This is a genomic window from Bacillus sp. JJ1122, from assembly GCF_036964885.1.
Lineage (GTDB): Bacteria > Bacillota > Bacilli > Bacillales > Cytobacillaceae > Mesobacillus.
The window spans coordinates 28,687-42,049 of record NZ_JBALQL010000032.1 but is presented as its reverse complement, the minus strand read 5'-3'; the positions used below and the strand labels follow the sequence as shown (position 1 = coordinate 42,049).

9 protein-coding genes are annotated in these 13,363 nt (G+C 45.2%); 1 reads left to right on the top strand and 8 read right to left on the bottom strand.

Annotated elements, in window-relative coordinates; all coding sequences use genetic code 11:
• Positions 1-278: 278 nt before the first annotated feature.
• The 8 genes from pruA to V7201_RS18415 form a co-directional block, all read right to left on the bottom strand.
• A complete protein-coding gene (gene pruA, locus V7201_RS18450) occupies positions 279-1,826 on the bottom strand; it encodes an L-glutamate gamma-semialdehyde dehydrogenase (protein WP_335378226.1) in 1,548 nt (515 codons plus the stop codon).
• A gap of 304 nt (positions 1,827-2,130) precedes the next feature.
• On the bottom strand, positions 2,131-3,216 hold the full coding sequence (xylF, locus tag V7201_RS18445) for a D-xylose ABC transporter substrate-binding protein (RefSeq protein WP_335378225.1): 1,086 nt from the start codon (positions 3,214-3,216) through the stop codon (positions 2,131-2,133).
• A 28-nt stretch (positions 3,217-3,244) separates the two neighbouring features.
• On the bottom strand, positions 3,245-4,786 hold the full coding sequence (locus V7201_RS18440) for a response regulator transcription factor (RefSeq protein ID WP_335378224.1): 1,542 nt from the start codon (positions 4,784-4,786) through the stop codon (positions 3,245-3,247).
• Entirely contained in the window at positions 4,761-6,230 is a 1,470-nt protein-coding gene (locus V7201_RS18435; RefSeq protein WP_335378223.1) for a sensor histidine kinase, read from the bottom strand. Before V7201_RS18435 ends, V7201_RS18440 begins: the two co-directional genes overlap by 26 nt.
• Positions 6,227-7,204 carry a sugar ABC transporter substrate-binding protein gene (locus tag V7201_RS18430; protein ID WP_335378222.1) on the bottom strand — a complete coding sequence of 326 codons (978 nt, stop codon included), beginning with the start codon at positions 7,202-7,204 and terminating at the stop codon, positions 6,227-6,229. Before V7201_RS18430 ends, V7201_RS18435 begins: the two co-directional genes overlap by 4 nt.
• Before the next feature lie 382 nt (positions 7,205-7,586).
• The gene (locus tag V7201_RS18425; RefSeq protein ID WP_335378221.1) at positions 7,587-8,762 is read right to left on the bottom strand and encodes a sugar ABC transporter permease; all 1,176 of its coding nucleotides are present in this window, start codon (positions 8,760-8,762) and stop codon (positions 7,587-7,589) included.
• Positions 8,763-8,773: 11 nt separating this feature from the next.
• Positions 8,774-10,294, bottom strand: a complete 1,521-nt coding sequence (locus V7201_RS18420) for a sugar ABC transporter ATP-binding protein (RefSeq protein WP_335378220.1) — start codon at positions 10,292-10,294, stop codon at positions 8,774-8,776.
• An 86-nt stretch (positions 10,295-10,380) separates the two neighbouring features.
• Positions 10,381-11,484 (bottom strand): sugar ABC transporter substrate-binding protein, encoded by a 1,104-nt coding sequence (locus V7201_RS18415; protein ID WP_335378219.1) that lies wholly within the window; start codon positions 11,482-11,484, stop codon positions 10,381-10,383.
• 349 nt (positions 11,485-11,833) lie between these two features.
• Here V7201_RS18415 and ftsZ point away from each other — a divergent pair, with 349 nt between their 5' ends.
• Positions 11,834-13,117, top strand: coding sequence for a cell division protein FtsZ (gene ftsZ / locus V7201_RS18410; protein ID WP_335378218.1), 1,284 nt, complete (start codon positions 11,834-11,836; stop codon positions 13,115-13,117).
• Positions 13,118-13,363 lie beyond the last annotated feature (246 nt).

Below are 13,363 nucleotides of genomic sequence, written 5' to 3'. Positions count from 1 at the left end.
GCGAATGGTCATTAGAACTTCTCTTATGACCATTCCACCTCTGATTTCGCCTGTGAAAGGTCGTTAGAACTCCTCTTATGACCATTCAACCTCTGTTTTCATCTGTGAATGGTCGTTAGAACTCCTCTTATGACCATTCAACCTCTGTTTTCGCCTGGCTATGGTCATTAGGATACATCTTCTGTAATTTCGATCCCCTTATCGTCCGACTTTACCCCATTTTTTGCTCACAAAAAAATCCCCCTCTCGCAAAGGAGAAGGGGATTTCCAATTCTGTATTAGTACATCTCTGAAGTTGTCTTAGCTTGCATGTGCAATAGCAGATAGTCTGGTCCGCCAGCTTTTGAATCTGTTCCTGACATGTTGAAGCCGCCGAATGGCTGGTAACCTACGATTGCGCCTGTGCAGCCGCGGTTGAAGTAAAGGTTTCCGACATGGAAATCTTCGCGAGCCTTCTGGATGTTTTCACGGTTACGCGTGATGACAGCTCCAGTTAAGCCGTATTCTGTGTTGTTCGCGATTTCAAGCGCTTGATCGAAATCCTTCGCTTTTGCGAAAGCAACAACTGGTCCGAAGATTTCTTCCTGCATAAGTCTAGCGTTAGGATCAAGGTCAGCAAAGATTGTTGGCTTGATGAAGTAGCCTTTTGAGCTGTCTCCTTCGCCGCCAGTCATCAAACGGCCTTCTTCCTTGCCGATTTCGATGTAGCTCATAATCTTGTCGAATGCGCCCTGGTCGTTTACCGGACCCATGAATGTGCTTTGATCTGTTGGATCATCAAGCTTAAGCTCGTTAGTAAGCTCAACAACACGGTTAAGAACCTGGTCGTATACATCTTCAACGATAACAGCACGCGAACATGCAGAACACTTCTGGCCTGAGAAGCCGAAAGCTGAAGCAGTGATTGCTTGAGCAGCTAATTCAAGATCAGCATCTTTGTCGACAACCATTGTGTCTTTTCCGCCCATTTCAGCGATTACGCGCTTAAGCCAGATTTGGCCTTCGTTCAATTTTGAAGCGCGCTCGTAAATGCGAAGGCCCACGTCACGTGAACCTGTGAAGCTTACGAAGCGAGTATCTTTGTGGTCAACAAGGTAGTCGCCCACTTCAGCGCCGCTTCCTGGTACGAAGTTAAGAACGCCGGCAGGAAGGCCTGCTTCTTCCATCACTTCAACAAATTTCGCTGCAACTACAGGAGTTGTAGAAGCTGGCTTCAATAGAACTGTGTTACCAGTAACGATTGCTGCTACAGTTGTACCAGCCATGATCGCCAATGGGAAGTTCCATGGAGAGATGATGATTCCCACTCCTAAAGGAATGTAATCATAACGGTTATATTCATTTGGACGGCTGTTTACTGGCATGCCGTCTTTGATTTTAATCATTTGGCGAGCATAGTACTCAAGGAAATCAATTGCTTCAGCTGTATCAGCATCTGCCTCGTTCCATGGCTTACCAGCTTCCTTTGTTAAAAGTGCTGAGAACTCATGCTTGCGGCGGCGAATGATCGCTGCAGCTTTGAAAAGTACGTCTGCACGTGTTTCAGGCTTAACCTTTTTCCAAGTTTTGAACGCTTCAACAGCAGCCTGCATAGCCTTTTCAGCTAAGTCGCGGTTTGCTTTTGAAACTCGTCCAATTACTTCTTCTGTATTGGATGGGTTGTAAGAGACAATCTTGTCTTCAGTTGAGATGCGCTCTCCGCCAATCACCAAGTCGTAATCCTGACCAAGATAGCCTTCTACTGTCTTTAATCCTGTTAAGTAATCCTGACGGTTTTCCTCAACTTTAAAATTCGTGAAAGGCTCGTGTTTATAAGGCTGAACCATTCCTATCCCCTCCTATGTATTAAAACGTTTACATCCTTTCATATTCTATCATGAGAGTCTCATAGTGTTCAATGCCCACGCATTAGTAAGTAATGGATTGAGAATTTTCTTTATTTTTATTATTGCAATATTGTAATTGCGCTGCAGGTTTAGCATGAAAGCAGTGGCCTGAAATGGTTGCCAGCCTTTTTCTAACGCTCTGTAAAATAAAAAAAGAGCAACAGAACATCCACCGCTATTTTCCCTTTCAAATACCTGGTAGAGTCCGAGCCCTTTTCATCGTCCATAAAACCATCCCCAAACATCACTCACCCAAGTTCCTAAATACCTCATCCCTTGAATGAAAACCATCCGCAATAATCGTCTCTTCCATATTTGTTTTATCAACAGCGATTGGCGGCAGCAGCACGGATGGCACTTCTATTTTGCCGTTGTTTACTTTCCTGTTGATTTCGACAGTCTCGCCTTTTGCCATCTGCACTGCGATTTCAGCCGCTTTTTGCGTCAAAGCCTTGAGTGGCTTGTAGACAGTCATGGACTGTGTGCCCTCAACAATCCGTTGGGTTCCTGCAAGTTCAGCGTCCTGGCCAGATACAGGGATTTTCCCAGCCAGGCCCTGTTCGGCAAGCGCCTCGATGACTCCGCCGGCGGTTGCGTCATTGGCAGCGATGACTGCATCAATTTGATTGTTATTGGCCCTTAGCGCCGCTTTCATGTTTTCCTTGGCATTGGCCGGTGTCCAGTCCTTCGTCCACTGATCGAATACGACCGTTATATCCCCTCTGTCGATGTATGGCTGAAGCACGTTGAAGACACCCTTCTTGAATAGATGCGCATTATTGTCGGTGATGGCACCGCCTATATAAACATATTTCCCCTTAGGCACTACCTTTGTTATTGCCTCTGCCTGCAGCTCCCCGACCTTCTCATTATCAAAGGACACATACATATCAATATCTGCATTTTTAACGAGCCGGTCGTAGGCCATGACCTTGATCCCCGCCATATGTGCCTTTTTAACGATGGTCGCGGTCGCTTCCGCGTTGTGAGGAACGACGACCAGCACGTCCACACCCTGGCTGATCAAGGATTCCGCATGAGCAATTTGCAATACGTCATCACCGTTCGCTGCTAAAATTTCCACTTCAGCCCCCAGCGCCCTTACGGCATCCCTGAACATCTGCCTGTCCCTCAGCCAGCGTTCCTCGACCAGAGTATCCATTGTAAACCCGACTTTAACCTTTTTATCAACAGCAGATTTTCCGCCGACGGCTGATGACGGCTTCTCACGGACAACAGCTTGTTCTTTTTCAGCATCACACGCTGACACCGCGGCCATCAGAGACAGGAAACCTATTACTACTGCAACATATAAAAGGACTTTCCTCATTTTTTCCCTCTCCCAATTCCCACATTCGTCAGCACTTTTTGCTCAGAAGGGTCCTTCTGTATTCCGTCGGAGAAATACCGCACATTTTCTTGAATACCTTGCTAAAATAATTCGGCTCGTGATAGCCGATCTCAAAGGTGATTTCCTTCAAGCTTTTCTCGGAGTCTGATAGCAGCTTCTTCGCTTTTTCAATCCTGCATTCCGTTAAAAAATCGATATAATTGACCCCAAGCTTCTCTTTGAACATTTTACTGATGTAGATTGGGCTTAATCCCACTTTATTGGCAAGTGCATCAAGCGAAATATCTTCGTGTGAATGTTCGGCAATGTATTGTTTAATGTGCTGGATCTTATCAGACTCTAGCCGGTCATAAGACTCCTCATGGGCGTGTCGCATCTGTCCGATCAGATGGCTTGTTTCAATCCGAAGCTGGCGGTAATCCTGTGCCTGAAGAGAATAGGTAGGCGTATCGATTTCAATGCCGAGCTCACTCATCACACGGGCTGCCATCCAAAGCAGCTCCAGTATCCGCTGCTGCGCCTGTAATAGATTCGTTCCGGCGTTACCATAACTATGGATCACATCCATGACCGTATCCATCACCAGGTCCCATTGCCCGAGCCGGACTTGGTCAAATAACTGCTTTTCCCTTTGCCTGCCCAATTGCCCGTCACTGACAGCGCCAAGGGTTGGCATATCTCCGTAAAAACGATATTTTACAGGGAGGGACGTATCCATGGTAGCGTTCAATGCTTCCTGATAGGATTGTCTGATTTGCTCCAAAGAGCCATAGGCATTGCCAATCCCTGCGAACCAGCGGGCACCGGAATCCGATTTTACAGCTGAAAGAATGTCCCTTGCCAGCGAAACTGCCTGGGTTCGAAATGATTTGTCTTGTTCACGAAAAACTATGATCGGCAGCTGGCAGCCTGACAAAGCTCCTACCCAGCCGCTTCCTGTTTTACGTACCTTCTCTTTGATGATCTGGTAGAGATGTTCAGAGCCAGCAGGCAGCAAAACAACCATGACAAAGCTTTCCCTTGCAGACTGTATGCCTAGCATTTCCATCAGCAAGTCTATGTGGACTTCATGCACATGGTCATACAGCAGCTGTGTCACCACATCGGTTTCGACGACCCGCAATGCTTTTTCAAGCGCATCCTGCTGAAGCCTGTTTACAGCATGCGTTTCTCTCTCCGCTTCTATTTCCTCCAGCACTCTCCCGACGGTATCAAGGATTTCACTTGGCTTGCTAGGCTTGAGTAAGTAATCCTTCACACCTAGTTTTAAGGCGGAACGGGCGTAATCAAACATATCATAGGCGGTCACCATGACGAATTTTATGTCTGGATGAACGGAACTTATGCGCTCGATCGCTTCAAGGCCGTTCATTCCCGGCATCATGATATCCATCAAGATCAGATCAGGCATGAATTCCTCAACCATTTCTACAGCAACTTTTCCATTTCTCGCTTGTTGAATGGTTAGTTTCGGATAGGCTTTATGCAAAATGGCCTGCATTCCTTCCCGCTCAATCTGTTCATCATCCACGATCAGGAGTTTTATCATTTTCTGCAATCCTCCTTGCCTTCGGTATTTTTAAGACTACCTTTGTGCCGTTTCCAATTTCGCTATGAATCTCTAACACATCTTCATTCTCGTAAAATAACCGCAGACGTTTCACGACGTTACTGAGTCCGATCCCAGTTGAGTGGCCTCCGGACTGGACTAGCTGATGCCCCTCAAGGATTTGTTTGATTTTTTCCTCCGTCATTCCCGGTCCATCGTCTTCAATCTCAATCCTTACACTTTCGCCTTCATCAGCAATACGGAACCAAATCACACCGCCATCTTCCTCAGGCTCGACCGCATGGATGACGGCATTTTCAATAATTGGCTGCAAAGTCAGTCCCGGAATCTGCACATGCTGGCATGATTCATCCACCTCCATATGAAGCTGCAGACGTTCAGTGAACCTCGCTTCCTGGATGTCGATATACTGTTTTAAAACTGCTACTTCCTCATATAGCGCGACAGACCTATCAAGCCGTTTTAAGCTATAGCGCAATAGACCGGCAACATTCACGATCATATTGCTCGTTTCTTCTGCGCCTTCCAGATAGGCTTTCTTAGAAAGTGTATTCAGTGTGTTGAACAGAAAATGCGGGTTGATCTGGCTTTGCAGGCTGAGCAGCTGGCTCTCCTGCAGCAGGAGCTTATTTTGCTGGAGTTCACGTTCGAGCTGCGCCTTCTCCTGTATTTCTGAAATCAGGTTATTGATATTCACCCTCATATGGTCGAATGTTTTCGCAAGAAAGGCAATTTCATCGTTGGACTCGACCTTGATTTGCAAATCGAATCGCCCCTTCGACAATTCGTTCGCCGCTTTGGTCAGCCTCTCTACTGGTCTTGTGATACTTAACGAAATCCAATAGGTTAATAGCAAACTCAAGCTTGTAATCAGGAGCAGCAGCCAGACACCAAGCTTATTCAGTTCCTTTGATTGGCCAATGATTCCCCGATACATCAGCTCATAAGTCTTCAGTTCTTTATCAAGCAAGGTCAGGGACGTCTCGGAAATATACATCGAGATTCGCGACGCTTCGGAAAACTCTTGTGCCGAATCCTCCGTTTCCTTTTCAGACTGGAACAAAAGGGCCCTGTCTGCTGTTTCAATCAGACTGTCCATCAGATTCATATAGTTCGTTAAGGCAAAATCGTTTTTTGCATTTTTTAGCTTATAAACATCGTATTTCGCATTGCGGATTTTCTCTTTGCTGTGGCTGATCCTCTCTAAATTGCCTGGAGAAGGAAGAAGCAAGTAATTATTCAAATCCGTTACCAGCTGCTGGCTTGCGATCGTTACCTCGTTAAAACTTAGATATCTTTGCAAAATATCATTATATTGACTTTGAGTTTTATGATTGTAGTATGTAAGCGCTATCCAAATTGCCGACATGAACACCAAAACGACCATGGCGAGCAACCAAATTTTCTTCTGTATTTTATTCATTCTCCGTCCATCGCTTTCAGCATCCGAATATCCGTCAAGTAGCCTTTATTATCAAGAGGGACCGTTTCATTCCTCAGCCATTTCATGATTAAATTGACACTAACCTTGCCCATCTCCTCGGGTGATTGCTCAATCACTCCATCAAGCTTCCCCCGCATGAGCAGCGAGAGCGAATCTGGAGCATCGTCGAACGTAAAAATGTGGAAAGGCTCAACCTGTGAACGTCTGCTGATTTCCTGAATCATCGAACCAGCAATATTTGCATTGACCGCGATAAAACCATCGGCATCAGGCGTCTTATTCAGCATATCCCTCGTAGTGGCGATCACCTGCTCCCTCGCCTCAGTTGTTTCCGCATGGATTGTCTGTATATCAGGATAGTCCTTAAAGACATCCTGGATTCCGTTAAGCCGCTGCTGCTGATAATATTCATGGCGGCTGTCAGACAGCAAGATAATCTTCCCCGACGACCCCATTGCAGAGACCATCTGGCTAGCGATCATCCTTCCGGCCATGTACTGATCAGATCCAACGTATGTCCTTCTCAGGCTCTCCGTCATTGGCACATCATTGGCGACCGTGATAATCGGAATTCCATAGAAGGCTGCTTTCACCTTCGTCAAATTCTTAAACTCTTCCGAATCCAGACCCTGCACAATGATTCCATCAACCTTTGAATGGATGGCAATTTCAACTTTCTTTAAAAAATCCTCCTGGTTCTTCCCGTAGCTGCCCCATACCTCTAGGCTTGCTCCTTCATCTTTTGCCTGCCTTTGTGCACCCGCCCCAACTTTATCCCAAAACGGTGTATCCAGCTCCTGCGTAATCAGCACAAGCCGGTATGGAGCCTCCTTTGAAGCGGCAGTCTCAGGCATCTCCCAATCAAAGCGAAAGACCTTTACCGCGGACGAACATGTAAAATAAAAGAGGACAATGATTAAGAAAGAGAGTAGGATTATGCCGATTTTTCGCAAAAGAAGAATCTCCTTTTCCACTAGTAAATTAGTTTCATAATACCATCTGCGGGAGAATGTTCAATACTTATTTGACGATTCAGAAAAATGCGTTGAGGAGCCGATCTGGGAGGAATGATAGATGAATTTTTCCATGGATTCGAGTGATGGTAACCTTCTTCAAAATACGGAGCTATTTGAAATTTTTTTCATATAGTCGGGTGATGTCACACTTCTTTAAGATACACAGCTCTTTAAAATTTTTCATAGATACAAGATTTTGTGGAATTCTTTCATAGATTAGAGACCATGTGAAACTCCTTCATAGATTAGAGGCCATGTGAAACATACAGTTCCTTTACATTAACCATGTCACACAGCCTCAACTATTTTTCTAACCGGACTAAGCTTTTTTCCTGCGGGTCATCACATCAAATATGACCGCTGCGGCCAATACTCCGCCGCGAATGATGTACTGATAAGAGATCCCTACTCCCAAAAGGTTCATCCCGTTGGACAGCGAGGCCATTACGATCGCCCCAATAATTGCACCCGTTACTTTGCCGACACCGCCTGCTGAGGAAACTCCGCCTACATAGGCTGCCGCAATGGCATCAAGCTCAAACAGTGTACCTGCGGTCGTAGTAGCCGATTGCAGGCGGGATGTGAATAAAATACCTGACAGGGCAGCGAGCATCCCCATCGAACCGAATACCATGTATGTGATTTTCTTAACGTTGATCCCGCTTAGGTGGGCTGCTTCCGGGTTGCTTCCGACAGCATAAATATGTCTGCCTAGCACTGTTTTTGTTGTCAGGAAGTGATAGACAAGAACAACAAGCAGCATGATGACAACTGTCCAGGAGAAACCGTTATAGCCTGCGAGAATCCAGGTTATATAGGAAATGATGGCTGAAATGAATACTAGCTTCAGAGTGAAGATGCCTTTGGAAACAACCTCAAACTGGTATTTAAGCTTATTTTTACGAGTGGAAATTTCGCTGTAAATGTACAAAATTATGCCTGCAATACCGACAATCAAGGAGAGCAAATGCAGGCCATTCACTTCTACGATGGAAGGAATGAAGCCATTTCCAATTGCATTGAAATTTTCGTCCTTGATAATAATCGTTCCGGATTTCTCCGTCACCTGAAGCAAAGCACCCCTGAAAATCAGCATTCCTGCGAGCGTCGCCACAAAAGAAGGAATCCCGATCTGAGCGATCAGCAGGCCATTGAACAGCCCGATAATGATTCCCAGCACAAGAATGATCGGAATCGTTAAATAGATTGGCACACCTGCCTGTGTGAGCAGGATTGCGGCAATCGCTCCGAGAAAGCCTGCCAAAAATCCAACAGACAAATCAATATGCCTGATGACAATGACCAGCGTCATTCCGACTGCAAGGACAGCAATATATCCAGCTGAATCGAGCAGGTTGCTGATATTACGGGATGACATGAACAGCCCATCCGTCATGAGTGAGAAGGTAAGCATAATGAATAACAGTGCAATATACATTCCGTAGTCACGAATATTTACTTTGACCAACGACTTAAGTTCAGTGAAAAAGTTCAAGGGATAACCTCCTATTGCGTAGCAAGCTGCATGATCTTTTCTTGATTCGCCTCAGTTATGGACAACTCACCTTTGATTTGTCCTTCCGCCATGACGTATACTCGGTCACTCATTCCAAGCACCTCGCCAAGCTCTGAAGAAATCATGATGATGCTCATGCCTTCGCTGATTAGCTTGTTCATGATTGTGTAAATTTCGAATTTGGCCCCAACATCAATCCCTCGTGTCGGTTCATCCAGAATCAAGAGCTTCGGCCCAACGAACAGCCACTTGCCGAGAGACACCTTCTGCTGGTTGCCGCCGCTTAAATTGCCGACCAATTGCTCGAGTGAAGACGATTTGATGTTTAAGGACTTTTTGTAATCCGTTGCGACCTTTATTTCTTCATTATCGTTTATGATTCCATTTGTTGAGACACCCTGCAGATGTGCAGCAGAAACATTACTTTTAATATCCTGAAGCAAAAACAGGCCATCGCCCTTGCGATCTTCCGTGACGTAGGCAATTCCCGCTTTGATGGCTTCTCTCGGATGTTTCAGCTTCCTAGTCGTACCATCTAAAAGCAGATCTCCCTGCACTTTGTAAGACTTCGGATTGCCAAAAATGCTTAAAGCCAGCTCAGTCCGTCCAGATCCCATCAATCCGGCTATCCCGACAATTTCACCCTTTTTCACATGGAGATTGGCATCCTTTACAACCTGGCGGCCAAGCTGTGCATCGTATGCACACCAATTTTTCAATTCAAGAATTTTATCCCCGAAAGTTTTGTTCGCTCTCTTAGGATAAATATCTTCAATATCCCTGCCGACCATGTTCTTGATGATAATGCTTTCGGAAACTTCCCCTCTGGAAGCATCGAGTGTACAGATTGTCCGGCCATCACGGAGAACCGTCGCCTGATCGGCAATTGAAATGACTTCCTTCAGCTTGTGCGAGATCATAATGCACGTGATTCCCTGATTTTTCAAATCTCCCAATAACTCCAGCAGGTTTTCGCTGTCGTCTTCATTGAGTGCGGCAGTTGGTTCGTCAAGAATGAGCAGTTTTACGTTTTTGCTTAGCGCTTTCGCGATTTCAACCAGCTGCTGCTTCCCTACGCTCAAATCCTTTACAAGCGTTTCCGGGTTTACATTCAGCTTCACCTTTTTCAGCAATTCCTTCGCTTTCACGATGGTCTGGTTCCAGTCGACGATCGAGCCTCGCTTCACTTCGTTGCCTGCGAAAATATTTTCATAAACCGTAAGATCAGGGAACAATGCTAACTCCTGGTAAATAATTGCGATGCCGGCGCTCACGCTGTCACTGATTCTATTAAACTGCTGCACAGCTCCTTCAAAAACGATATCACCCTCGTATGTGCCATAGGGATACACGCCGCTCGTCACCTTCATCAAGGTGGACTTCCCCGCTCCGTTCTCCCCAATCAAACAGTGAATTTCGCCTTTTTTCACTTTAAAATTAACATCGGAGAGCGCTTTGACCCCTGTGAACTCCTTGGATATCTGGTTCATCTCCAAAATAAATTCGCTCATCCTGATCCCTCCCTTAACCAAACAACTGATGCATTTGCGAAATAGTGACAGAATGCCCTGCCACTATTCCGCGCAATTTTTTAGTATTATTCCAAACCTGTAAAGTCGTCTGCCTTATAGTACTTAGAATCAATCAATTCTTTTTTCACATTTTCTTTATCAACAACGATTACGTTTGTTTGCTTTGCTTTTACATCAACTTTGCCATTATCGTATGTGCCAGTTGTTTCAGGCTTTTTGCCATCCAGTACTGTAACCGCCATATCGATTGCATCTTTTACAAGAGTACGTACATCCTTGAAGACAGTCATGGACTGCTTGCCATCGATGATATATTGGATTGATGCTTTTTCAGCATCCTGCCCTGTTACAACAAAGCTTGATACATCGCCATCTGTAGCGAAAACGTCAGCGATTGAGCGAGCTGTTCCATCGTTTGGAGCAAGGATTGCCACATCGCCTTTCAGATCAGCGCTTGCTGCAGTCAAATGTGTTTGAGCTTTATTTTTCGCTTCGTTTGCATCCCAGTTTGTCGTGACCTGGCCAAGAATCTTGCTTAGCTCGTCACGAGAAAGCTCAGCCTTATTTTTCAAAGCTTCCGCCTCGCTTGAGTTTGCGATTTTGAATGTGCCATCAGCAATCTTAGGCTGAAGTACCTTCCATGCACCCTCGAAGAACAAGAACGCGTTATTATCAGAAGCAGCACCAGCGTATAAGTACAACGGCACGCCAGAACCTTTCGCATGATCGATCAAGTATTGCGCCTGGGCAGCACCTACTGCCAGGCTGTCGAACGTTACATAGTAGTCAACAGCATCTGTATTTGTAATAAGACGGTCATAAGCGATAACCGTGATGTCTTCCTTTTTAGCGGCTTCTACTGCAGCAGCTGCAGCATCGCCATCCTGAGGACTGATAATCAGGACCTTGATGCCCTTGTTAATCAATGTTTCAACGTTTTCTTTTTCCTTAGCAGAAGATCCCTGGCTGAATAAAATTTCAGTCGAATACTTTGTATCAGATAAGGCATCCTTGAATCGCTGCTCATCCTGCACCCAACGAGGCTCATCCTTTGTAGGAAGAACGATACCAACGTTTACTTTTCCTCCACCGTTGTTACATCCAGCAGCCAAGCCGGTAAACAACATGACAACCAGCATAAGAGAGATCAATTTCCAAGCTTTCTTCATTCCCATTCCCCTTTCAAACTTGTATTTATGTGCTTACAAGACCATTATATCTAGGGAAAAAGCCACTGAAAGCGCTATCACTAGCACTCTTTTAATATCACCTATACTTTTTTATGGTGGACAGGCTGGAGGCGGGAATTAGGGCATTTATTATCTAAAAAATGATGTGCTTGGCGAACCAAATCCTTTCCATTTCCCAGAACCCAACCCCTTATCCTTGTCTCTTTTATTACTTTGGCGTTACAATTCATTAACAACCTTCAGGAAAAGACTTCCTCGAACGAATTGTATAATGATAGAGAAAAACGAAAGCGCTGGATACTTAGAAAAACAATTAGGAGGACTAGGGATGTTTGATTTGGATCCATATATAGATAAATTTGCTACGGTAAAAGTGATTGGAGTAGGTGGCGGTGGAAATAACGCCGTTAACCGGATGATTGAAGATGGAGTACAAGGTGTAGAGTTTATTGCTGTTAATACAGATGCACAAGCTCTTCATATGTCAAAAGCGGAAATCAAGATGCAGATCGGAAGTATGCTGACAAGAGGATTAGGGGCAGGCGCAAATCCCGAAATTGGCAGAAAGGCAGCCGAGGAGAGCAGGCAAGAACTTGAGGAAGTGTTAAAAGGCGCCGATATGGTGTTCGTGACAGCGGGAATGGGCGGAGGAACTGGTACTGGAGCTGCACCGGCTATTGCTCAAATCGCGCGTGATGTTGGCGCGCTGACAATTGGTGTAGTCACACGTCCATTCAAATTCGAAGGAAACAAGCGTGCCCAAAATGCGGCAGCCGGAATAAAAGAGATGAAAAAAGCCGTTAATACTTTAATCATCATTCCAAACGAACGATTATTGGAAGTAGTCGACAAAAGAACGCCGATGCTCGAAGCCTTCCGTGAAGCGGACAATGTCCTCAGGCAGGGTGTTCAGGGTATTTCGGATTTAATTGCCGTACCAGGTTTAATCAACCTTGATTTTGCTGACGTAAAAACAATCATGTCATTTCCAGGAACAGCCTTAATGGGGATCGGTGTTGCCTCAGGTGATGGACGTGCTGTCGCAGCTGCGAAAAAAGCCATCTCCAGCCCCTTGCTTGAGACCTCCATCGATGGAGCCAAGGGTGTATTGTTGAATATAACTGGCGGCAAGGATATAAGCCTGTATGAAGTACAAGAAGCAGCCGATATTGTAGCCGAAGCAACCGGCCAGGAATTGAATATGATTTTCGGTTCCGTCATTAACGAACAGCTTGATAAAAATATTATGATTACGGTGATTGCAACTGGATTCAACCATGATGACGAACTGCCATCCAACACCTCCCAACGCTCATTATCAGAAGGAAACGGAACGCACCGATCTCAAAGGCACGCAGCACGGCATGAGAGTGCAGCTTACAGAGAACCTACTCATTACGAAAAAACTGAAATGGAACCTATAGAATATGAAGAATACGGTGTATATGAAGAATCAGGAAGATATGAGGAACAACGAAATTACGGAGAACAACGAAGTTATGAGGAACCCAGAAGCTATGAAGAACCTGTCCAGCATGGTCGCCAAACGCAAAATCAAGATGACTCGCTAAGTATCCCAGCCTTCCTCCGTAAAAGAAGCAGAAGAAGATAAAATTTAAAAACGATTCGATCCGAATAGAAACCTCAGACTGTAGACAACCTTAGAAAACAAGGTAGTCTACAGCTTTTTTTAGTTGGTTAAGTGTATATGACCTCTCAGATGAAAAATTTCTCGTCGAGTGGTCTTTATAATAGTTCTTATGACTTTTCAGATGAAAATTCTCATCATGAATGGTTTTTAGTATGGTTCTCATGACCCTTCAGTTGTAAAATCTCAAGTCGAATGGTCGTTATAACG

What these genes read in the sequence shown, in the direction of transcription:
- pruA (WP_335378226.1), bottom strand. Translation starts at nt 1,826, where the DNA reads ATGGTTCAGCCTTATAAACACGAGCCTTTCACGAATTTTAAAGTTGAG.
- xylF (WP_335378225.1), bottom strand. Translation starts at nt 3,216, where the DNA reads ATGAGGAAAGTCCTTTTATATGTTGCAGTAGTAATAGGTTTCCTGTCT.
- V7201_RS18440 (WP_335378224.1), bottom strand. Translation starts at nt 4,786, where the DNA reads ATGATAAAACTCCTGATCGTGGATGATGAACAGATTGAGCGGGAAGGA.
- V7201_RS18435 (WP_335378223.1), bottom strand. Translation starts at nt 6,230, where the DNA reads ATGAATAAAATACAGAAGAAAATTTGGTTGCTCGCCATGGTCGTTTTG.
- V7201_RS18420 (WP_335378220.1), bottom strand. Translation starts at nt 10,294, where the DNA reads ATGAGCGAATTTATTTTGGAGATGAACCAGATATCCAAGGAGTTCACA.
- V7201_RS18415 (WP_335378219.1), bottom strand. Translation starts at nt 11,484, where the DNA reads ATGAAGAAAGCTTGGAAATTGATCTCTCTTATGCTGGTTGTCATGTTG.
- ftsZ (WP_335378218.1), top strand. Translation starts at nt 11,834, where the DNA reads ATGTTTGATTTGGATCCATATATAGATAAATTTGCTACGGTAAAAGTG.